Raw genomic sequence first — 21,603 nt, forward strand, 5'->3', positions numbered from 1 at the left:
GCCGCTCCCACCGGCCGAGTTGACTGGGGCCATGGACCAGGACACCTCGCGCGACAAGCGCGCCTTCGTCGCGCCGCTCGTCTCCACCCTGCTGACGCTGCCGACGGCCCTCGTCGCGTTCTTCGCCGTCGGGCTCTCGCCCATGGCCTGCGACTCCTGCGAGGCTGCTGCGAGCGACCGGTTCGACGCCTCGTTCGACATCGCCTTCCCCGTCTTCACCATCGGCCTGCTGCTCGTCCTGGCCCTGCTCGTGACCAGCTGGGCGCTCCCCTGGCAGCGGCGGAACTCCGCCCGCCGCGTCATGTTCGCGGTGCTCGCCCCGACGGCCGTGGTCCTCGACTACACCGTGTTCGCCGGGATCGTCGACTGGCCGTGAGGCGCCGGCCCGTCTCAGGCGGGAGTCCGTTGCCGGAAGCCGGAAGCATCCCAGAACTCCCCTTGCCGTCCGAGCCCGTTGTACGCCCGCCTGCGGACGTACAGGCTGTGGCGAGGGGAAGCATGTACGGGGGAGGCGCCTGGTGACGAAGACCGCAACAGTCCGCAGGACGGACAGGCCGGGGCGGCTGCCGTCGGCGGGTGGCCGGCCCGGTCGGCGGTCCTCGGGCCCGGCACGGCTGACGGGCGCGCTGCTGGTCGTGGTGTCCCTGATACCGGCGCTGGCCTGCGGCGCCGTGTTCACCGAGTGGCTGCCGTCCGACATCAAGCGCTACGAGGACTACGCGGCGGCCGAGCCGTGCCCCGCGCCCGCCCCCACGACCGGGACGGGGGTGGAGGACTGCCTGCGTACGGTCCCCTTCACCGTCGAGAAGACGGTGGTCAAGAAGGGGGGACGGAACGCCAGGTTCGAGGCGACTCTCTCCGGCTTCTCCGGCGGGCCCATCCGGAAGGGGGACCTGCGGTTCGGCAATCCAGGGCCGCTGCTCGAGAAGCTCGAGCCGGGCGACGCCGTGACCGCCACCGTCTGGCGCGGCAGCATCACGATGATCGCCACGGGAGGCATCCGGCAGAGTTCCACCGCCGAACCGCGCGACGAGGCCCAGATGACAGCCGGCATCGGCACGTTCACGGGTCTTCTGGCGGCCCTGGGGCTGGGCTTCGCGGCGGCGTGGCTGGCCGGGCTTCGCGGGCAGGAGCCCTGGACCTGGCGCTCGCTCGGAAAGCCGCTGCTCATCGGCATGGCGATCACCTGCTTCGGCGTGGCCTACCCCGCCTTCCTGATCGGCCTGCCGTGGTGGGTCGTGCCCTCCGTCGCCGTGCCGTTCACGGCGTACGCGGCCTGGCAGCTCCACCGGTATCGACGGTCGGCCGTCCAAGCCGGCCGCGCGGGCAGCGTGTGACGGACTCCAGTCCCGCTCCGTGAATCTCCGACCGGGCCCCGCCTACGCTCCCCGCATGGGCGGAGCGCGGCGGACAACCCGATGGACACGGGCCTGGTGGCAGGTCTGGTGGCAGGCCTCGCGGCGGGTCTGGCGGGCCGGGCCCCCCGCCGGGTCCGCGCGCGTCTGGCCGCTGCGCTGACCAGCGGGGGTCCACCCGCACCGGTCAGCGCGCCTCGCGCAGCCAGCCCGCGACCTCCGTCGCCCAGTACGTCAGGATCGTGTCCGCGCCGGCCCGCTTGATGCCCAGCAAGGTCTCCAGGATGGCCCGGTCGCGCTCGATCCAGCCCTTCTCCGCCGCCGCCTCGATCATCGCGAACTCGCCGCTGATCTGGTACGCGGCCACCGGGACGTCCACCGCCTGCGCGACCCGGTACAGGATGTCCAGGTACGGGCCGGCCGGCTTGACCATGACCATGTCCGCGCCCTCCTCCAGGTCGAGCGCCAACTCCCGCAGCGACTCCCGGGCGTTCGCCGGGTCCTGCTGGTACGTCTTGCGGTCGCCCTGCAGCGACGAGGCGACGGCCTCGCGGAACGGGCCGTAGAAGGCCGACGAGTACTTCGCCGTGTACGCGAGGATCGAGACGTCCTCGTGCCCGGTCTCGTCGAGCGCGTCGCGGATGACGCCGACCTGGCCGTCCATCATGCCGCTCGGTCCGACGACGTGGACGCCCGCGTCGGCCTGGACCTGCGCCATCTCCGCGTAGCGCTCCAGCGTCGCGTCGTTGTCGACGCGCCCGTGCTCGTCCAGTACGCCGCAGTGGCCGTGGTCGGTGTACTCGTCCAGGCACAGGTCGGACATGATCACCAGATCGTCGCCCACCTCCGCCTTCACCTCGCGGATCGCGACCTGCAGGATCCCGTCCGGCTCGGTGCCCGCCGTGCCCAGCGCGTCCTTGTTCTCGTCGGCCGGGACACCGAACAGCATGATCCCCGCGACGCCGGCCCGGGCCGCCTCCACCGCGGCCTTGCGCAGCGTGTCGCGGGTGTGCTGGACCACGCCCGGCATCGCCGAGATCGCCAGGGGCTCGCTGATGCCCTCCCGTACGAACGCCGGGAGGATCAGGTCCGAGGGGTGCAGCCGGTTCTCCGCGACCATCCGCCGCATCGCCGGGGTGGTGCGCAGCCGGCGGGGCCGCGAACCGGGGAAGGATCCGTACGCGCTCATACTCAGTCGCCTCTTCGAGCCTGGACAGCAGTCGCCTCCAGCCTAGAGCCCGGGCGGCGTGGCCCTCGCAGCCCCCACGGCGAGCTCGCACCACACCACCTTGCCGGGCATGCGCGGACCGACCCCCCACCGCTCGGAGAGCACGGCCACCAGCAGCAGCCCCCGCCCGCCCTCGGCCCCCGGGTCCCGGTCCGCGATCCGCGGCCGACCGCCCCCGCTGTCGGCCACCTCGACCCGGACCAGGTCCTCGAAGAGCAGCAACCGAAGCCGGTAGTACCGGCCGGGCGGCACGCCGTGCAGCAGGGCGTTGGTAGCGAGTTCGCTCACACAGAGCAACAGATCGCCTCGGCGGCATGTGACACCCCACGCGTGCAATGTCTCCGCCGCGAACTCCCTGGTGGAGCGGACGGATTGGCGGCTGCGGGGGAAGTACCGCTCACGCAGCATGGCCGGATGGATTTCCACGTTCACGGGGTGATCGTCGCGTTGCGTGACTAGCGTGGGCGAGACGAGCAACCCGTACTCCTTGATGAGTACGGGTTGGTACGGGTATCTCGCATGCGCACGCGGGGAGTTCACAGGTATGCCACCACGCAAGAGGCCCCGGCCCAACGAGACGGCGATGAAGATGGTCGGCGCGCTGGTCGCCGCGGCCCGAACCGCCAAGGGAATGACCCAGCGCGCCCTCGCCGAGTCGCTCCACGTCGATGTCGAGACCGTCGCCTCGATCGAACAGGGCAGGCGCGTCCTGATGCCCAACGTCGCCGAGAAGATGGATCGCGTCCTCGGCCTGCCCGACCTGCTGGCGGTCGCGGCGAACAAGATGCCGGAGGTGGACATGATCCCGGCCTGGGCGGAGGAGTACATGGAGCGAGAACAGGAAGCCCTCGCGCTCTCCTGGTTCGACACCATGATCGTGCCTGGCCTGTTGCAGACCGAGGCCTACGCCCGTGCGGTCTTCGGCTGCCGCGTCCCATTCGTGGGCGAGGAGAAGATAGAGCTCCAGACCGCCCACCGCATCAAGCGCCAGGAGATCCTGCATCGCCGCGTTCCCCCGACCCTCAGCTTCATCATCTGGGAGCCCGCCCTGCGCGACCGGATCGGCGGGGACGAGGTTCACCGGGAGCAGCTGCGCCACCTGCGTGGGTGCGCCGACCGCGCTGCCATCTCGCTCCAGGTACTGCCCCTGGGCATCACCGCTCAGGCGGGCCTCGCAGGCCCCTTCACCTTGCTGGAAACACCCGAGTTCCAGCACCTCGCCTACTCGGAAACCCAGCGCGGCAGCTTCCTCGTGCGCGACCCGAACGAGGTCAGCATCCTGACTCAGAAGTATGCGATGCTGCGGTCACAGGCCCTCAACTCAGCGGAGACGAAGGACCTGTTGGACCGGTTGCTAGGAGAGACATGAGCACCCCACTGAAGTGGTTCAAGTCCAGCTACAGCAGCGACGAGGGCGGCCAGTGCCTGGAAGTGGCCTACGCCTGGCGGAAGTCCTCCTACAGCGGCAGCGAAGGCGGAGCCTGCGTCGAGGTCGCCACCTGCCCCGCCGACCGGGTCCACGTCCGCGACTCCAAGGTCACCGACGGGCCGGCCCTCACCCTCGCCCCCGCCGCCTGGGCGGGCCTCACCCACTGGGTCGGCCGCTAGCGGTCGTCCCGCTCGTTGCGCCGGGCCCACCGCCACAGGCCGTCGGCGCGGCGGTCGTACTCGTACTGCGGGCCCAGCGGTCCCACCCGCGCGTACGCCTCCCGCGTGCGCGGGTCGTCGCGCAGGGCGAGCCCGTACGCACCCTCCAGGCGAAGCTCCTGCTCCTCCTCCGCGAGCAGCGCCACCAGCACCTCGGTGACCTCCGGCGTGCACAGCACCGGCAGCCCGGCGTCCCCGTCCGTGGCGTCCGGGTCCGCCCCCGCCTCCAACAGCGTGCGCACCGCCTCCGCGTCCCCCGCCCGTACCGCCGCCACGAGCCGCCGGTCGTCCTGCTCCGTCATCGGTCCCCCGTCCTGCGGCGTCGATCCTTGCCGGGGCCGGTCGGCGGGCACAACCGGATTCGGGGCGGGCCCGGGTACGGTCGGGGCCCGGACGCATCGCGTCCGGGCCCCGTTGTCCGTACTCAGACCCGCCGTCAGGTCGTACGACGCCGCCGCGCACCCGGGCGGCGCTCGCTCGGCCGGGACACCGACTCGCCGGCCTCCTTGGCCGCCTCGCGGCGCGCCGCGCCGTACTCGGCCAGTGCCTCGGCGAGCTTGCCGACGCTCGGCTCCGGCGACAGGACGTCGACCCGCAGGCCGTGTTCCTCCGCCGTCTTGGCCGTGGCCGGCCCGATGCAGGCGATGACGGTCACGTTGTGCGGCTTGCCGGCGATGCCGACCAGGTTGCGCACCGTCGAGGACGACGTGAAGAGAACGGCGTCGAAGCCGCCGCCCTTGATCGCCTCGCGCGTGTCCGCCGGCGGCGGCGACGCGCGCACGGTCCGGTAGGCGGTGACGTCGTCGACCTCCCACCCGAGCTCGATCAGGCCCGCGACCAGCGTCTCGGTCGCGATGTCGGCCCGCGGCAGGAACACGCGGTCGATCGGGTCGAAGACCGGGTCGTACGGCGGCCAGTCCTCCAGCAGCCCGGCCGCGGACTGCTCGCCGCTCGGCACCAGGTCCGGCTTGACGCCGAACTCGACCAGCGCGGCGGCGGTCTGCTCGCCCACGGCGGCGACCTTGATGCCCGCGAACGCACGGGCGTCGAGCCCGTACTCCTCGAACTTCTCCCGGACGGCCTTCACCGCGTTCACGCTGGTGAAGGCGATCCACTCGTAGCGGCCCGTCACCAGGCCCTTGACCGCGCGCTCCATCTGCTGCGGGGTGCGCGGCGGCTCCACGGCGATGGTCGGCACCTCGTGGGGCACCGCGCCGTACGAACGCAGCTGGTCGGAGAGCGAGGCGGCCTGCTCCTTGGTACGCGGTACGAGGACCCGCCAGCCGAACAGCGGCTTCGACTCGAACCAGGCCAGCTCCTCGCGCCGCGCGGCGGCGCCGTGCTCACCGACCACGGCTATGACCGGCCGGGCGCCCTCGGGCGACGGGAGCACCTTGCCCTGCTTGAACACCTGGGCGATGGTCCCGAGGGTGGCGTTCCAGGTCCGCTGGCGCGTCGTCGTGCCGGCGACGGTCACCGTGAGCGGGGTGTCGGGCTTGCGCCCTGCGGACACCAGCTCGGCGGCCGCGCTCGAGACGGTCTCCAGCGTCGCGGAGACGACGAGGGTGCCGTCGCTGGCGCCGACCTCGCTCCAGCAGCGCGCGGAGGCGTTGCGCGCGTCCACGAACCGCACATCTGTGCCTACGTCGCCTCGGCCGCCCCGCAGCGGCACACCGGCGTACGCGGGCACGCCGACGGCGGTCGCGACACCGGGCACCACCTCGAAGGGGATGCCGCCGGTGGCGCAGGCGAGCATCTCCTCGGCCGCGTTGCCGTCGAGTCCGGGGTCGCCGGTGACGGCACGGACGACCCGCCTGCCGGAGCGCGCAGCCTCCATGACAAGATTGGCGGCATCCCGGATCACCGGGACACCGGCGGCTGCTGACACTTCGTCAGCAATCGTCAGCTGTGGCGTGTCCACTCCCGCGCGCGCATGCGTGCGTACGACCTCGAGCACCTCGGGCTCCGCGATCAGTACGTCCGCGGCCGCGAGCGCCTCGACGGCGCGCAGCGTCAGCAGACCCGGGTCGCCGGGGCCGGCACCGAGGAAGGTGACGTGCCCGTGTGCGGCAACGACCGGAAAAGCGGAGGTGGTCGGACGTGAGGGGTTCAAAGCGATCGCTCCCCCATCAGACCGGCCGCGCCCTTGGCCAGCATCTCGTCCGCGAGTTCGCGGCCGAGCGCCATGGCCTCGTCGTACGACTGGGGCACGGGACCGGTGGTGGACAGCTGCACGAGCGTCGAGCCGTCGAGGGTTCCGACGACGCCGCGCAGGCGCATTTCATTGACAGCCTGGCCGTCGGCCAGCAGATCGGCGAGCGCGCCCACAGGGGCGCTGCAGCCGGCCTCCAGGGCGGCGAGCAGGGAACGCTCGGCGGTCACGGCGGCCCGGGTGTGCGGGTCGTCGAGCTCGCCGAGCGCGGCGATGAGCTCCGCGTCGGACGCGAGGCACTCCACGGCCAGGGCACCCTGGCCGGGAGCGGGCAGCACGTTGTCGACCGACAGGAAGTCGGTCACCTCGGCACTGCGGCCGATCCGGTTCAGTCCGGCGGCGGCGAGGACGACGGCATCCAGCTCGCCGTCGCGCACGAAGCCGATCCGGGTATCGACGTTCCCCCGGATGGCGACGGTCTCGATGCGCTTCCCGAGGGTGCGCGCGTAGTGGTTGAGCTGCGCCATGCGGCGCGGCGAACCGGTACCGATGCGGGCGCCGTCGGGCAGCTGCTCGAAGGTCAGGCCGTCGCGGGCGACGAGCGCGTCGCGCGGGTCCTCGCGCAGCGGCATGGCCGCGATCACGAGCTCCTCGGGCTGCGAGGTCGGCAGGTCCTTCAGCGAGTGGACGGCGAAGTCGACCTCGCCGCGCAGCAGCGCGTCGCGCAGCGCGGTGACGAACACGCCGGTTCCGCCGATTTGCGCGAGGTTCTCACGGGACACGTCACCGTAGGTCGTGATCTCCACGAGCTCGACGGGCCGGCCGGTGATCGCCCTTACCGCGTCGGCGACATGGCCGGACTGGGACATGGCCAGCTTGCTGCGCCGCGTGCCGAGCCGGAGGGGCTCGTCGAGACGTGGATTCATGATGCCCGTCCTGAGTCGTCGTTCTTGTCGGCCTTGTCGGCCTGTCCCGCCTGGTCGACCTGTCCGGCCTGACCGGCCGCGTCCGCCCGGCTGACGGAGGCCACCGTCTGCGGGTCGAGGTCGAAGAGTTCGCGCAGCGCCTCGGCGTACCCGGCGCCGCCGGGCTCGCTGGCGAGCTGCTTGACGCGCACGGTCGGCGCGTGGAGGAGCTTGTCGACGACACGGCGCACGGTCTGGGTGACCTCGGCCCGCTGCCGCTCGTCCAAGTCCGGGAGTCGCCCGTCGAGCCGTGCCACTTCCATGGCCACGACCTCGGCGGCCATCGCCCGCAGGGCGACGACGGTCGGCGTGATGTGCGCGGCCCGCTGTGCGGCCCCGAAGGCAGCCACCTCTTCGGCGACTATCCCGCGTACGGCGTCCACGTCGGCCGCCATCGGCGCGTCGGCCGATGCCTCGGCGAGCGACTCGATGTCGACGAGCCGGACGCCGGGGATCCGGTGCACGGCGGCGTCGATGTCGCGCGGCATGGCCAGGTCCAGCAGGGCCAGCCGTACGGGCGCCGCGTCGACCTGGCTGCGGGCGCCCTTGCGGGGCTGCCGCTGTGCGGCGGCCTCGCCCTGGTCGGCCCAGGTGCCGTGCAGTTCGAGGGAGCTGGCGTCGACTCCGGTGAGCGCGGCCCGTCCGTCGCCGGCCGGCACCTCGACGGGGCACCCGTCGCGGTCCGTACCGGGGGCGATGGTCCGTGCCACCCCGCCGTCGGCGAGGCGCATCCCGGCCTCGGCGGCGGCCACGAGCCGGGCCACGACCTCGGCATCGGCCAGACCCGGCCCCGCCGGCGATCGAGGCGCGGGAGGGGGCGGAGCGGGGGAATGCCCCGCGGGGCCCCCCACCACGGCTGCGATCACGTCGTCACCGGTCAGCACCAGCCCGGTGGCGCCCGTGCAGGACACCACCACGTCGACTCGTGTCAGCTCATCGGCCACCGAGGCCATCGGAACGGCGCGCGCGCCCACCCCAGTGCCTGAGGCAACCAGAATCTCGACCAAACGGTCCGCCCGCTCTGCGGTGCGGTTCGCGACGACGATCTCGGCGACGCCGACCCGCGCCAGCGTGGCGGCGGCCAGCGAGGACATCGACCCGGCGCCGATCACCAGCGCCCGCTTGCCCGCGGCCCAGGCGTCCACCGGCTCGCGCCCGGCGGTCAGCTGCTCGAGCCCGAAGGTCACCAGCGACTGTCCGGCCCGGTCGATCCCGGTCTCGGAGTGGGCCCGCTTGCCGACGCGCAGCGCCTGCTGGAACAGGTCGTTGATCAGGCGGCCGGCGCTGTGGAGCTCCTGCCCCAGCGCCAGCGCGTCCTTGATCTGCCCGAGGATCTGGCCCTCGCCGATCACCATCGAGTCCAGCCCGCACGCCACCGAGAACAGGTGGTGGACGGCCCGGTCCTCGTAGTGGACGTACAGGTACGGAGTGAGCTCCTCCAGAGCCACCCCGCTGTGCTGCGCGAGCAAGGTCGACAGCTCGGCCACACCGGCGTGGAACTTGTCCACGTCCGCGTACAGCTCGATCCGGTTGCACGTGGCGAGCACCGTCGCCTCCGTCGCCGGCTCTGCGGCGAGGGTGTCGTGCAGCAGCTTGACCTTGGCGTCGGCCGACAGGGAGGCGCGTTCGAGCACGCTCACCGGCGCGCTGCGGTGGCTCAGCCCTACGACGAGCAGACTCATGCCGGCATCACCGCCGGAACGTCGCCCTCGGGGCCGTTCTTGCGTGCGACGGCGGCGGCCCGCCCGGCGGGCGGCTCGACGGCCGCGGCGGGCGCCGCGCCGGAACCGGCGGCGGTGTCGGTGACGACCGCCTCGTCGGACGGGGAGGAGACGGCGGAAGAGGAAGAGGAAGGGGTGGCGTTGGCCGCCGCTTCCTCCCCGGCCTTGCGCTGCTCGTGGAACGCCAGGATCTGCAGCTCGATCGACAGGTCGACCTTGCGTACGTCCACACCGTCCGGCACGGACAGCACGGTCGGCGCGAAGTTCAGGATGGAGGTGACGCCGGCGGCGATCAGCCGCTCGCTCACCTGCTGGGCCGCACCCGCCGGGGTCGCGATGACGCCGATCGAGACGCCGTTCTCCTCGATGATCTTCTCGAGGTCGTCGGTGTGCTGCACCGGCATGCCGGCGACCGGCTTGCCGGCCATCGCGGGGTCGGCGTCGATGAGCGCCGCGACGCGGAATCCGCGCGCGGAGAAGCCGCCGTAGTTGGCCAGGGCCGCGCCGAGGTTACCGATGCCGACGATGACAACCGGCCAGTCCTGCGTCAGGCCGAGTTCGCGGGAGATCTGGTAGACGAGGTACTCGACGTCGTAGCCGACGCCGCGCGTACCGTACGAACCCAGGTAGGAAAAGTCTTTGCGGAGCTTGGCGGAGTTGACTCCGGCGGCCGCCGCGAGCTCCTCGGAGGACACCGTGGGCACCGATCGCTCGGAGAGCGCGGTGAGTGCGCGCAGGTACAGCGGAAGCCGGGCGACAGTGGCCTCGGGAATACCTCGGCTGCGGGTCGCCGGTCGGTGAGTTCGGCCAGTTGCCACGATGCTCCTGCGGGATGAGCGGGGCTGCAGGCGGTCACTTGTCCCAAGACCGCCCCGTCGAATGCAGGCTATGTCTTTGTGAACGCGTGCACAAAGATTGTGTCCGCTTTGTCCGAGCAAAGTGACCGGGGTCACGCGGCCCGGGCCTGGAGGACGGGAACCCACAACACGCCGAACCCGTTCAAATCCCGAGGCGGGCAAAACGGTACACACTCCTCATCGATACGCCCCCGAGACCCCACAAAACGCCCACGATGGTAACCGGCGGGAGGGTCAACCCCCCAACGCCCGCCGCAGCCGGTCCGGGTTCACCCTCCAGAAGGTGTGCTGTTCGCCGTCCACCAGCACCACCGGGATCTGCTCCCAGTGCAGCCGGTAGAGCTCCGCGTCCTGCGAAATATCCTTCTTCTCCCACTGTGCGCCGACCTCCGCGCAGACCTTCTCGATCACCTCCTGGGCGTCATCGCACAGATGGCACCCCGGCTTCCCGATGAGCGTGACCAACCGCTCGCCGGAACGCTTCTCTTCCTTATGACGCAGCAAAGGGCTCATGCCCCCCATTCTCCCGCGCCACCGCGTAACACCAAGGCACCGAAGAGTTCACGCCCCCGGCATCGCATCGGTTCGGGAACTCCCGAACACAATGGCTATGCTCGCGTCATGGCCGCTCTGGGATGGCTCACCCCCCGTAGGCGCTCCGCCACCGCGCGGAGCGTGCTCGCAGGCGAGGCCTCGGCCGAGGCCGCCCGCAAGACCGCGCAGGCCCTCGATGCGGAGGCCGGGCCACCGGCCGAGCCCGGGGAAACCGCCGAGGAAGCCGCCGCGCGGGCGGCCGAGGAAGCGGAACCGGCCGAGCCCGATTTCCCCGTGGCCGGCGACGACCTCGCCGCCGCCTTCTTCGACCTCGACAACACCGTCATGCAGGGCGCCGCGATCTTCCACTTCGGCCGCGGCCTCTACAAGCGGCAGTTCTTCCACCGCCGCGAACTCGCCCGCTTCGCCTGGCAGCAGGCCTGGTTCCGGCTCGCCGGGGTCGAGGACCCCGAGCACATGCAGGACGCCCGCGACAGCGCCCTCTCCATCGTCAAGGGCCACCGGGTCTCCGAACTCATGGCCATCGGCGAGGAGATCTACGACGAGTACATGGCCGAGCGGATCTGGCCGGGCACCCGCGCCCTGGCCCAGGCCCACATCGACGCCGGCCAGAAGGTCTGGCTCGTCACGGCCGCACCCGTGGAGACCGCCACGATCATCGCCCGCCGGCTCGGCCTGACCGGGGCACTCGGCACGGTCGCCGAGTCCGTCGACGGCATCTACACCGGGCGGCTCGTCGGCGAGCCGCTGCACGGGCCCGCGAAGGCCGAGGCGGTCCGCGCGCTGGCCGCCGCCGAGGGCCTCGAACTCGAACGCTGCGCGGCGTACTCCGATTCGCACAACGACATTCCGATGCTGTCGCTGGTCGGGCATCCGTACGCGATCAATCCGGACACAAAACTGCGCAAGCATGCCCGGGCACACGACTGGCGGCTGCGCGACTACCGGACCGGCCGCAAGGCCGTGAAGGTCGGCGTCCCGGCAGCCGCCGGGGTCGGCGCGATCGCGGGCGGCGCGGCCGCCGCGATCGCCCTGCACCGCCGCCGCAAGTAGCCGGCCCCGCCCCGCCACCCGGCCGCCACCCGGCCGCCGCCTGTGCCGGAGCCGCCCTGCGGCCGCCGGGCGGCGCCCCGCGGGCCGTCGGCCCGCTGCGCCGCGGGCATTCCCCCACTTCTACCCCCACGCCCCGCGCGCCACTCCCGCATGCCCGACTCGGTCGCGAGCCAGCGTGGAAGCGTCCATTCCGCGTATTCAACCGATCAAGAAACGATCACCAACTGCGACTGAATATGCCCTCGACACGCAACAGAAGTGTCGGAATCGGTGATTTGAGCAACTGGGTGTAGCACTGCCTGTACGAAGCGTTATTCTCCTCAAACGCATGCCGCCGCCCATCTGTCGCCACGACGGGTGAACGGTCCCGCACTGCACGTGATGGAAGCTCTGCCTCTGGGAGTCCCGTGTACCCACCTGTCGGGGTTGACGCCTCGGGCCTGGCTACGCTGCGCGCAACGGTCCTCGACCACCTGCGCGGCTTCGTCCCCACCGCGTACGCCGTCCCCGCCTTCGCCGCCGCGGTCCCTGCCGGCCTCGGCCCGGCCGGTCCTTGCTATGCCCTGACCGACGGCGGAGCGACGGTGGGCAGACGCGGTCGCGCGGGAGGAGCCGCCACCGGCACGAGCGCGCCCGCCGCACGCCGCCCCACCGCGGACAGCGACCAGGCCCGCATGATGGACCTGGTCGAACGCGCCCAGGCCGGCGAGGCCGAGGCCTTCGGCCGGCTGTACGACCAGTACAGCGACACGGTCTACCGCTACATCTACTACCGCGTCGGCGGCAAGGCGACCGCGGAGGATCTCACCAGCGAGACCTTCCTGCGCGCGCTGCGCCGCATCTCCACCTTCACCTGGCAGGGCCGCGACTTCGGCGCCTGGCTCGTGACGATCGCCCGCAACCTGGTCGCGGACCACTTCAAGTCCAGCCGCTTCCGCCTGGAAGTGACCACGGGCGAGATGCTGGACGCGAACGAGGTGGAACGATCCCCCGAGGACTCGGTCCTGGAGTCCCTCTCCAACGCCGCCCTGCTGGAAGCCGTACGCAAGCTCAATCCCCAGCAGCAGGAGTGCGTGACCCTGCGGTTCCTCCAGGGCCTGTCGGTCGCCGAGACCGCCCGGGTGATGGGGAAGAACGAGGGCGCCATCAAGACGCTCCAGTACCGGGCGGTCCGCACCCTGGCCCGCCTGCTCCCGGACGACGCCCGCTGACCTGGGACCGGCCCCGCACCGCCGCCCCCGGGCGCCTCCACCCGCGACTCCCCCACGCCCCACCCACCTCCCCCACCCCCCGCACCTTCCGACCCTCCTGACCATCCACACAACCGGTGACCCCTCGATGACGCTGTGGTCCGATCATCCTTCGTCCGTAACCCAAGTGCCGCGCCGCTCGTTGTGCGGAATGCAGGCTCCCTGTGGACACGTCCTGCCCGAAGCCGCTCACTCGAAAGTGTGGATGTGCTCAAGGCAGGCAACCTTCCGGACACCTTGGGGAGTCGATCGTCATGACGAGAGGAGGTGCCGCCAGTGATCGCGAACGTGACTCCGCACCGGCGGGCGAACGCCTTCGCCCAGGCCCTGGAGGATCGGACCCCATCCGACCTTTCGGAACCGGACCCGGCGGCCGAGCAGTCCGAGGCACCTGCCGAACCTGCCGACCACAACCGGTTGTTGGCCCTGGCGAGCGCGCTCGGCGAAAGAATGCCGCGCCCGGTGCTGGACCCCGAGGTCAAAGTGGTGCAACGAGCCCAGCTCGTGGCCGCCATGGAGGCCCTGGTGATGGAAGAGAGGGCCCGGGGCGGTGCCGCCTCGGACCCTCAGGTGCCCGAGCAGCGGACCGGCCGCGGCGCCCACCGGGCGACCTCGCTCCGGAAATTGCGGCCCCGCTCCCGCTGGTCCAAGGGCATCGCAGCGGGCGGCCTCACCGTAGGTGTGGCCGCGGGGGCCTTCAGCGGAGTGGCCGCTGCCAGTACGGACGCCCTGCCGGGTGACTCCCTCTACCCGATCAAGCGGGGGATGGAGGACCTGCAGCTCGGGATGGCCGACGAGGACGCGGACCGGGGCGAGCTCTATCTCGACCGGGCCTCCAACCGCCTGTCGGAGGCCCGCAGGCTGATGGAGCGCGGCCGGACGGGCGTACTGGACCACGAGTCGCTCGGCGAGATCCGCCGGGCCCTCGGGGGCATGAAGCACGACGCTGCGGAGGGCCACCGGCTCCTCCAGGCGGCCTACGAACGGGACGGCTCGCTCGGCCCGATCCAGACGCTGTCGTCGTTCTCCCGCTCGCACCGCGACGCGTGGGGCCGGCTCCGGGACAAGCTCCCGGCGCAGCTCACCGATGTGGGCGGGGAGGTCGAGTCGGTCTTCCAGGCCATAGACGATGACGTGGCGCCCCTCCAGAGCCTGCTCCCGAAGCCCCAGGAGCAGACCCGCGGCACCGGTACCCCGGCCAAGCCGAGCGCCCCGGCCGGGCAGCACCAGTCCGCACCGGCGGCGGGCACGCCCTCGGCCAGCCCGACCCCGCCCCCGGCCACCGGCGGCAAGCCCTCACCGGCCCCCGGCGGCCTCCTGGGCGGCACGGGCGACCTCCTGAACCCGCCCGCGGGTCAGAACACCCCGGCACCCTCGTCCTCCCCGGAGCACGCACAGCCGGACATCACCCTGCCGCCCCTGCTCCCGGGCCTCCTCCCGGGCCTGGGCCTCAAGGCGGAAGACGCCGGGTAGGAACGAACGAGCGTAGGCCCTCAGCCCCGAATCGGAGCTGAGGGCCTACGCTCGTGAAGCAGAACGACTCAGAAGAACACGGACCGCCGCTGCACCAGCAGCTTGTACAGCGTGTGCCGGACCCCCTCCTGACGCCGACCTCGCACTGCTCGGCCCCAGGGGGCCTCACAGGCTTCGCCCGGCTGCGCCGGACTCCGTCCGCCGAGGGCCCGGGCCCGACCCACCGGGCCGGCACCCGCCCACCCGCCCGGTCGGTCAGAAGAACCCCGCCCGCCCGGTCAGAAGAACACGGACCGCCGCTGCACCAGCAGCTTGTACAGCGTGTGCTGGATCTGCTCGCGCACCTCGTCCGTCAGGTTGAACATCAGCATCGGATCCTCCGCCGCCTCCGCCGGATACCCGTCCGTCGCGATCGGCTCACCGAACTGGATCGTCCACTTCGTCGGCAACGGCACCGCGCCCAACGGCCCCAGCCACGGGAACGTCGGCGTGATCGGGAAGTACGGAACCCCCAACAGCCGCGCCAGCGTCTTCGCGTTGCCGACCATCGGGTAGATCTCCTCCGCCCCCACGATCGAGCACGGCACGATCGGCGTCCCCGCCCGCAGCGCCGTCGACACGAACCCGCCCCGCCCGAACCGCTGGAGCTTGTACCGGTCTCCGAACGGCTTCCCTATCCCCTTGAAGCCCTCCGGCATGACCCCGACCAGTTCCCCGGCCTCGAGCAGCCGCTGCGCGTCCTCCGAGCACGCCAGCGTGTGCCCGGCCTTGCGCGCCAGCTCGTTCACCACCGGCAGCATGAACACCAGGTCCGCCGCCAGCAGCCGCAAGTGCCGCTGCGCCGGGTGGTGGTCGTGGACCGCCACCTGCATCATCAGCCCGTCCAGCGGCAGCGTCCCGGAGTGGTTCGCCACGATCAGCGCCCCGCCCTCGGCCGGGATGTTCTCGATGCCCTTGACCTCGACCCGGAAGTACTTGTCGAACAGCGGCCGCATCAGGGACATCAGGACCTGGTCCGTCAGCTCCTTGTCGTAGCCGAAGTCGTCGACCTCGTAGTCCCCGGTGACCCGCCGCCGCAGGAACGCCAGCCCGCCGGCGATCCGCCGGTCCCAGGCGGCCCCGCCGGACTCCACGGGAACGGGCTCCGGCGCGACCGGCTCCGCAGCCTCCACCACCGGCTCCGGAGCGGGCACCGCCCGCACCCTCCGGGCCGCGGCGCCCCGCCGGCGCGGCCGGTCCTCGTCGAACGGAATGACCTTGGCGTCCGCCACTATCGCTGCGCTCCCTCTTCGGCTCCGGCAACCACGACGTTCGGGCCGTCCACCTTCAGCACGGCCGCGACCCGGTCCACAGCCTGCCCCACCCGCGCCGGCGGCAGCAGCCCGTTCCCCCGGCTGCGCGCGAAATCGGCGAAGGTCTCGGCGGTCGTGTACATGGGCTTGAATCCCAGCACCTCCCGCATCTGGGACGTCTCCACGACTCGCCCGTGCGTGAGGAGTCTGATCTGCTCCGGCGAGAAATCGGTGACCCCCACCGCCCGCAGCGCCGACCCCACCCACGTCACCGCGGGCAGCAGCAACGGCACCGTCGGCCGCCCCAGCCGCCGCGCGCACTGCGACAGCAGCAGCACCCCGTCGCCCGCGATGTTGAAGGTCCCGCTGTTCAGCGTCCCGCGTTGGGGCTCCCCCGCCGCCAGCCGCAGCACATCCAGAACATCGTCCTCGTGGACGAACTGCAGCCGCGGGTCATACCCCAGCACCGTCGGCATCACGGACATCGAGAAGTACTCGGCGAGCGAGGAGTCCGCGTACGGGCCCAGGATGTTCGCGAACCGGAGCACGCACACCGCCACGTCGGGCCGCCTGCGCGCGAAGCCCCGTACGTACGACTCGACCTCGACGGCGTCCTTGGCGAAGCCCCCCGCCGGCAGCGACTTGGGGTGCGTGGTCTCCGTGAAAACGGCCGGATCCCGCGAGGCGCCCCCGTACACGCTCGTACTGGACTTCACCACCAGCCGCCGTACCGTCGGCGACTTCTGGCAGGCCCCCAGCAGCTGCATCGTCCCGATGACGTTGGTCTCCTTGACGGCACTCCCCGCGCCGCCCGGCCCCGCGCCGCTCCCGGTCACCGCGAGATGGACCACCGTGTCCACGGCGTGCTCGGCCAGCACCCGGGCGATGGACGACTGCCTGATGTCCATACGGACGAACTCCGCCGACCCCAGCCGGTGCGGCGGCGCCACCCCATCGACCGCGATGACCCGCTCGACCTCAGGATCACGCTGGACGCGCCGCACGAAGCGGCCCCCCAGCTGCCGGGCTGCCCCGGTAACGAGCACGACCTTCCCCACGAGCTCAGCGCCTTCCTCGTCGTCCCCCGGCTACACCGCAGCCCCTCCACCAGGATGGTGGAGGGGCTGCGGAGAACACGTACAGCTGCCGTTTACTTCTTGTTACGACGCTGGACGCGGGTGCGCTTGAGCAGCTTGCGGTGCTTCTTCTTAGCCATCCGCTTGCGCCGCTTCTTGATAACAGAGCCCACGACTACCCTCGCTCACTTCTCTTCACTCGGTGCGGGGCGTCTGGGCCCACACGACCTACGTCGGCCTAGCCTACCCGCCCGAGCTCTGAGCTTGTAATCCGAGCCGATCCGAGGGTGTCCGAAGCGTCAGTCTCAGGCCGACTCCACCCCCACATAGGACTCTCGGAGGTACTCGTGAACCGCGTTCTCGGGGACCCGGAAGGACCGGCCCACCCGGATTGCGGGCAGATGGCCGTTGTGCACCAGGCGGTACACGGTCATCTTCGACACTCGCATCACCGAGGCGACCTCCGCCACGGTCAGGAACTGCACCTCACTGAGAGGCCTCTCGCCAGCAGCCATGACACACCTTGACCTTCCGCGCATGACGGGCACCGGCTTCCCCTCCGGTTACTCCTCGTCGTCGCACGCTCACTCCCCAGAGTAGGGGCGTGTGATACGAGTGGGGAAGAGGAGCTACGGCCACTCCTGCACGCCCGGCAGACTCGCCCGATCGAGTAGATAGCGAATGAGCGGTCTGTAGTAGTCCGCGCGCACCGCATCATCAAGCGGAACGGTCACCGCCACGCGCCCCTCCGCCTCGCCGACGAACAGGGCCGGGTCGTCCGTATCCGCCAGCCCGATCGCCTCCACACCCAGCTGACCTGCGCCGCAGACCCAGCCGTGATCCCCCACCACCAATTCCGGCAACGGCCCGTCGGCCTCCGCGAGCGCCCCGAGCGCCATCCGAACCGGCAGGGGTGAATGGGTGTGCACGCCGGTGGCACTCCCGGGTGGCCGCGCGCCGGGTTCCCGCACCAACGCGACTCCCCGTACGTAATCGATGCTGTGCCTGCGTACGCCGAACCGGGTCGTCATGTCGACACTTGCCCCCTGCGCCGGGGTGAGCACAACACATCCTGCCGCCGACAGCGCCCGCGCCAAACTGGCGTAGAACCCCAGGAGACGGTGCGGATGCCCCGTCCCGAACAACACGGGCGACCTCGCCCCGGCCGCCTCGCCCAGCCGCTCCGCGAACGACGCCAACGCCGCCAGCGTCCGCTCCGGATCGATCACGTCCGGCCCGCTGACGTGCGCCGGATCCGCCGAGACCCCGCACTTGTCCGCCATCAGCCTCAGCAGGTCACCCTCGCCCCAGCCCCACTCCGGATCCAGTCCGAGCAGCACCCGCGGATCCCGCGCCGCGAACAACCGGTAGCTGCGCAGGCTCTCCTCCCGTGACGTGGCGACGGGCCCGGCCAACCGGGCGGCCAGCAGATGCGCACGCAGCGCGCCGGTGCTCAACACCCTCCGATGCTGCCGCACCGCACCTGGCGGATCATCAATTACGGCGAACAGCCCCACACTTGGCGTAACGATGCGTCGCCGCTCTCAGGCCTTACGTGAGCAGGCCACGCAACGGGAACACCGCCCGCCGGGTCGCCAGAACGGCCTGATCGATCCGGTCGGCCGGATCGTAGCCCGCCTCCCAGTCCCGCCACGCGACCGTCCGCCCGTCCGTCATCCGGGCCGGCGCCGGCTGCCGCGTCCGCGCGTACACCTCGTCCCGCCACGACTGCGGCACCGCCGACTCCGGATCGACCGGGTGGTGCGCCGCGATGCCCACCAGATGCGTCCACGACCGCGGTACGACCTCCACCACCGCGTACCCGCCGCCGCCCAGCGCCAGCCACCGGCCCCCCGCATGCTCGTGCGCGAGCCGGTGACACGCCTCCTGCACCGCCCGCTGGGCGTCCAGCGACACCGCGAGATGGGCGAGGGGATCCTCGAAATGCGTATCCGCGCCGTGCTGGGTCACCAGCACCTGTGGCCGGAACTCCGCCAGCAGCTCGGGCACCGTCGCGTGGAAGGCCCGGAGCCACCCCTCGTCCCCGGTCCCCGCGGGCAGCGCCACATTCACCGCCGAGCCCTCCGCCGCCGGCCCGCCCGTCTCCTCCGGCCAGCCGGTCTGCGGGAACAGCGTCCGAGGATGCTCGTGCAGGGAGATCGTCAGCACCCGCGGGTCGTCCCAGAACGCCGCCTGGACCCCGTCCCCGTGGTGCACGTCCACATCCACGTACGCGACCCGCTCGGCCCCCAGTTCCAGCAGCCGCGCGATCGCCAGCGCCGCGTCGTTGTACACGCAGAACCCGGCGGCCCCGCCCGGCATCGCATGGTGCAGCCCGCCCGCGAAGTTCACCGCGTGCTCGGCCTCCCCGCGCCAGACCGCCTCCGCGGCCGCCACCGACTGTCCCGCGATCAGCGCCGAGGCCTCGTGCATCCCGTGGAAGGCCGGATCGTCCATCGTCCCCAGCCCGTACGACCCGTCGGCCACCCCCGGATCCGCGGACACCTCGCGCACCGCGGCCACGTAGTCCTCCCGGTGGACCAGCCGCAGCGTGGAGTCCCCCGCCGCGCGGGCCGCCCGTACCTGCATCTCCCGGTCCAGCCCGAAGGCGCGCACCAGGCCCATCGTCAGCGCCAGGCGCACCGGGTCCATCGGATGGCTCGGTCCGAAGTCATACCTCGTTACCGCCTCGTCCCACATCAACAGCCCGGTCACCGGCTCGCCGCTCATGCCCGACACCGTATCGGGCGCCCTCCGCGCCGAACGAACGGGCGTGGAACAGCGTCACGAGGACCAGCGCCATCGGCACGAGCATCGCGCCCCGATAGCTCCAGGCGTCCCCGATCCCGCCGACGAGCGGCGAGCCGATCAGGAAGCCGACGTAGTTGAAGATGTTGAGCCGCGCGACGGCGGTATCGGAAGCCCCCGGACCGTTATGTTCAACCGCGCGCCGCCCCGCGGCCGCGAAGGTCTGCGGCACGATCACGCACAACCCGATCCCCAGCAGCGTGAACCCGAGCATCCCCGCCCACGCCCCGGGCGCGGCCGCCACGACCGCGAACCCGCCGGCGGCGACCAGCGTCCCGATCCGTACGACGGCCACCGCCCCGAAGCGCCGCACGCCCAGGTCCCCGACGGCCCGCCCGATCAGCGTGGTCACCATGTACACGTTGTACGGGACCGTCGACAGCTGCTCCGAGCTCCCCAGCACGTCCTGGAGGTACTTGGCGCTCCAGTTCGAGACGGTCGAGTCCCCGATGTACGCACACGCCATCACCAGGCACAGCGGCAGCAGCAGCTTGAACCCCCCGGCCCCCAGCCCCTTCTCGGGGATGTCCCCCTCGCCCCGCCGGTCGGCGTAGAAGCGGCTCCCGTAGAGGGCGAGCGGCAGCAGCACGACCACGGCCGGCAGGTACGAGGTGAACAGCGACAGATGCCAGTGCGCCCCGGCCCAGGCGGCGGACGCCCCGACGATCCCGCCGAGGCTGTACGCGGCGTGGAAGCCGAGCATGATGCTTCGCCCGTACGCCCGCTGCAGGCTGACGCCCAGCATGTTCATCGACGCGTCGAGCGCACCGACGGACAGCCCGAACGCCCCCAGCGCCAGCGCCACGTGCCACATCCGGCTGCCGGCCCCGACCCCCAGCAGGGAGAGCAGGACCAGCGGCTGCGCCCACCGCAGTACGGCGGCGGGCCCGATCCGTTTGACAAGGTGCTCGGTGGCGACGCTGGAGACCCCGGCGAGAACCGGCACGGCGGCGAGGAAGGCGGGCAGCAGCCCGTCGGATATCCCGTAGCGGTCCTGGACGGCGGGGATCCGCGTCACGAGGAGGGCGAAGGTCACGCCCTGCACGAAGAAGCTGAACCCCAGGGAGCCCCGGCCCCGGCGCAGCCGCACGTCTTCTGTCATGGCGGCACAGCGTAGGCCTGCGGGCTACCCGCGGGTAGAGAGATCACACAGGGAGTTCCAGAAGGCCCGTCAGCTCCTTCATGTCCCCGAAGAAGCCGGTGGCCCCGGCCAGCCGCTCGGCGGGCATCATCCCGGTGAAGCCGTACACGTCCATCCCGGCGGCGACGGCGGCCTGCACCCCGAGCGGGCTGTCCTCGATCACCACGCACCGGGACGGATCGACGCCCATGGCCCGCGCCGCGTGCAGGAACAGATCGGGAGCGGGCTTCCCCTTCCCCACATCCTGGGAGCTGAAGATCCACTCCTCTTCGAACCACCCGTCGAGCCCGGCCGCCCGGTGTCCGACCCGGATCCGCTCGTGACTCCCGGAGGAGGCCAGGCAGTACGGCACCCCGTGGGCGGTCAGCGCACCGAGTACGTCCACCACGCCGGCGACGGGCGTCAGTTCCCGCTCGAACGCGCTGAAGGTCCGCGCGTGCAGGGTCGCGTCGAACGCGGCGGGCAGCCGCTCCCCGGTCCGCTCGAGCACGAGATCGTGCACCCGGTGCACGGCGGCGCCCATGTAGTCGCGGAGCGAGTCCTCGTACGAGGTGGGGTGCCCCAGCTCGGTCAGGTACCCGGCGAGGATGGTGTTGGCGACCGGCTCGCTGTCCACCAGCACGCCGTCGTTGTCGAAGATGACGAGGTCATAGCCCATGGCCCCGACCCTACGCAGGCCCCGGCTCTACACAGGCCCCGACGCAACGCAGAATATGGCCGCAAACGCAGAAAAGCCCCGCACCATAAGGTGCGGGGCTTTCCCACAATGATTGTTCGGCGGCGTCCTACTCTCCCACAGGGTCCCCCCTGCAGTACCATCGGCGCTGAAAGGCTTAGCTTCCGGGTTCGGAATGTAACCGGGCGTTTCCCTAACGCTATGACCACCGAAACACTATGAAATTTGAACACTGGACGGCAACACAGCTGTTCGTTATTTCAGAACTAACACAGTGGACGCGAGCAACTGAGGACAAGCCCTCGGCCTATTAGTACCAGTCAGCTCCACCCGTTACCGGGCTTCCACATCTGG

The 21,603-nt window shown here is 71.4% G+C and carries 22 protein-coding genes, 1 rRNA gene and 1 pseudogene; 7 read left to right on the forward strand and 17 right to left on the reverse strand.

Going from position 1 to position 21,603, the window contains the following annotated elements:
- Positions 1-31: 31 nt before the first annotated feature.
- Positions 32-376: a hypothetical protein gene (locus AB0I68_RS25360; RefSeq protein WP_363179652.1), complete on the forward strand. Its 345-nt coding sequence runs from the start codon at positions 32-34 to the stop codon at positions 374-376.
- Positions 377-518: 142 nt separating this feature from the next.
- Positions 519-1,337, forward strand: a complete 819-nt coding sequence (locus AB0I68_RS25365; protein WP_363179653.1) for a hypothetical protein — start codon at positions 519-521, stop codon at positions 1,335-1,337.
- 205 nt (positions 1,338-1,542) lie between these two features.
- Here the strand turns inward: AB0I68_RS25365 and hemB are convergent, their stop codons facing one another.
- Both hemB and AB0I68_RS25375 read right to left on the reverse strand, forming a co-directional pair.
- Positions 1,543-2,544 (reverse strand): porphobilinogen synthase, encoded by a 1,002-nt coding sequence (gene hemB, locus AB0I68_RS25370; RefSeq protein ID WP_363179654.1) that lies wholly within the window; start codon positions 2,542-2,544, stop codon positions 1,543-1,545.
- A 42-nt stretch (positions 2,545-2,586) separates the two neighbouring features.
- On the reverse strand, positions 2,587-2,991 hold the full coding sequence (locus AB0I68_RS25375) for an ATP-binding protein (RefSeq protein WP_363179674.1): 405 nt from the start codon (positions 2,989-2,991) through the stop codon (positions 2,587-2,589).
- A 136-nt stretch (positions 2,992-3,127) separates the two neighbouring features.
- On the opposite strand from AB0I68_RS25375, the gene AB0I68_RS25380 reads away from it, so the two are divergent.
- A complete protein-coding gene (locus AB0I68_RS25380) occupies positions 3,128-3,952 on the forward strand; it encodes a helix-turn-helix transcriptional regulator (RefSeq protein WP_363179655.1) in 825 nt (274 codons plus the stop codon).
- Positions 3,949-4,191, forward strand: coding sequence for a DUF397 domain-containing protein (locus AB0I68_RS25385; protein WP_363179656.1), 243 nt, complete (start codon positions 3,949-3,951; stop codon positions 4,189-4,191). The genes AB0I68_RS25380 and AB0I68_RS25385 overlap by 4 nt, the downstream gene beginning before the upstream one ends.
- Here the strand turns inward: AB0I68_RS25385 and AB0I68_RS25390 are convergent.
- The 6 genes from AB0I68_RS25390 to AB0I68_RS25415 form a co-directional block, all read right to left on the reverse strand.
- Positions 4,188-4,532: a hypothetical protein gene (locus tag AB0I68_RS25390; RefSeq protein WP_363179657.1), complete on the reverse strand. Its 345-nt coding sequence runs from the start codon at positions 4,530-4,532 to the stop codon at positions 4,188-4,190. The genes AB0I68_RS25385 and AB0I68_RS25390 overlap by 4 nt on opposite strands.
- 134 nt (positions 4,533-4,666) lie before the next feature.
- Positions 4,667-6,343 (reverse strand): bifunctional uroporphyrinogen-III C-methyltransferase/uroporphyrinogen-III synthase, encoded by a 1,677-nt coding sequence (locus tag AB0I68_RS25395; protein ID WP_363179658.1) that lies wholly within the window; start codon positions 6,341-6,343, stop codon positions 4,667-4,669.
- Positions 6,340-7,308: a hydroxymethylbilane synthase gene (hemC, locus tag AB0I68_RS25400; protein WP_363179659.1), complete on the reverse strand. Its 969-nt coding sequence runs from the start codon at positions 7,306-7,308 to the stop codon at positions 6,340-6,342. Before hemC ends, AB0I68_RS25395 begins: the two co-directional genes overlap by 4 nt.
- Positions 7,305-9,029 carry a glutamyl-tRNA reductase gene (locus AB0I68_RS25405; protein ID WP_363179660.1) on the reverse strand — a complete coding sequence of 575 codons (1,725 nt, stop codon included), beginning with the start codon at positions 9,027-9,029 and terminating at the stop codon, positions 7,305-7,307. Before AB0I68_RS25405 ends, hemC begins: the two co-directional genes overlap by 4 nt.
- Positions 9,026-9,886, reverse strand: coding sequence for a redox-sensing transcriptional repressor Rex (locus AB0I68_RS25410; protein ID WP_363179661.1), 861 nt, complete (start codon positions 9,884-9,886; stop codon positions 9,026-9,028). The genes AB0I68_RS25405 and AB0I68_RS25410 overlap by 4 nt, the downstream gene beginning before the upstream one ends.
- A gap of 273 nt (positions 9,887-10,159) precedes the next feature.
- The gene (locus tag AB0I68_RS25415; protein ID WP_363179662.1) at positions 10,160-10,447 is read right to left on the reverse strand and encodes a glutaredoxin family protein; all 288 of its coding nucleotides are present in this window, start codon (positions 10,445-10,447) and stop codon (positions 10,160-10,162) included.
- 99 nt (positions 10,448-10,546) lie between these two features.
- On the opposite strand from AB0I68_RS25415, the gene AB0I68_RS25420 reads away from it, so the two are divergent.
- From AB0I68_RS25420 to AB0I68_RS25430, 3 genes are all read left to right on the forward strand, one after another.
- Complete coding sequence (locus AB0I68_RS25420) at positions 10,547-11,533, forward strand: HAD-IB family hydrolase (protein WP_363179663.1); 987 nt, start codon at positions 10,547-10,549, stop codon at positions 11,531-11,533.
- 407 nt (positions 11,534-11,940) lie between these two features.
- Positions 11,941-12,744: an ECF subfamily RNA polymerase sigma factor, BldN family gene (locus AB0I68_RS25425; RefSeq protein ID WP_363179664.1), complete on the forward strand. Its 804-nt coding sequence runs from the start codon at positions 11,941-11,943 to the stop codon at positions 12,742-12,744.
- 315 nt (positions 12,745-13,059) lie between these two features.
- Complete coding sequence (locus AB0I68_RS25430; RefSeq protein ID WP_363179665.1) at positions 13,060-14,256, forward strand: DUF5667 domain-containing protein; 1,197 nt, start codon at positions 13,060-13,062, stop codon at positions 14,254-14,256.
- Between the two features lie 278 nt (positions 14,257-14,534).
- On the opposite strand, the pseudogene AB0I68_RS25435 reads toward AB0I68_RS25430, so the two are convergent.
- The 9 genes and pseudogenes from AB0I68_RS25435 to rrf form a co-directional block, all read right to left on the reverse strand.
- Positions 14,535-15,365, reverse strand: a pseudogene (locus AB0I68_RS25435) (lysophospholipid acyltransferase family protein); the annotation flags it as partial.
- 161 nt (positions 15,366-15,526) lie between these two features.
- Positions 15,527-16,606, reverse strand: a complete 1,080-nt coding sequence (locus AB0I68_RS25440) for an NAD-dependent epimerase/dehydratase family protein (RefSeq protein WP_363179666.1) — start codon at positions 16,604-16,606, stop codon at positions 15,527-15,529.
- 92 nt (positions 16,607-16,698) lie between these two features.
- Positions 16,699-16,797 (reverse strand): AURKAIP1/COX24 domain-containing protein, encoded by a 99-nt coding sequence (locus tag AB0I68_RS25445; RefSeq protein ID WP_003948845.1) that lies wholly within the window; start codon positions 16,795-16,797, stop codon positions 16,699-16,701.
- A 132-nt stretch (positions 16,798-16,929) separates the two neighbouring features.
- Positions 16,930-17,139 (reverse strand): helix-turn-helix domain-containing protein, encoded by a 210-nt coding sequence (locus AB0I68_RS25450; RefSeq protein WP_008738568.1) that lies wholly within the window; start codon positions 17,137-17,139, stop codon positions 16,930-16,932.
- A gap of 114 nt (positions 17,140-17,253) precedes the next feature.
- Positions 17,254-18,084, reverse strand: a complete 831-nt coding sequence (locus AB0I68_RS25455; RefSeq protein WP_363179667.1) for a phosphatase — start codon at positions 18,082-18,084, stop codon at positions 17,254-17,256.
- A 91-nt stretch (positions 18,085-18,175) separates the two neighbouring features.
- Complete coding sequence (locus AB0I68_RS25460; protein WP_363179675.1) at positions 18,176-19,324, reverse strand: acetoin utilization protein AcuC; 1,149 nt, start codon at positions 19,322-19,324, stop codon at positions 18,176-18,178.
- Positions 19,296-20,534, reverse strand: a complete 1,239-nt coding sequence (locus AB0I68_RS25465; protein ID WP_363179668.1) for an MFS transporter — start codon at positions 20,532-20,534, stop codon at positions 19,296-19,298. Before AB0I68_RS25465 ends, AB0I68_RS25460 begins: the two co-directional genes overlap by 29 nt.
- A 43-nt stretch (positions 20,535-20,577) precedes the next feature.
- Positions 20,578-21,231 (reverse strand): HAD family hydrolase, encoded by a 654-nt coding sequence (locus AB0I68_RS25470; protein ID WP_363179669.1) that lies wholly within the window; start codon positions 21,229-21,231, stop codon positions 20,578-20,580.
- 114 nt (positions 21,232-21,345) lie between these two features.
- Positions 21,346-21,462, reverse strand: a 5S ribosomal RNA gene (rrf, locus tag AB0I68_RS25475).
- Between the last annotated feature and the right edge of the window lie 141 nt (positions 21,463-21,603).

Source organism: Streptomyces sp. NPDC050448, assembly GCF_040655295.1.
Taxonomy (GTDB): Bacteria; Actinomycetota; Actinomycetes; order Streptomycetales; family Streptomycetaceae; genus Streptomyces.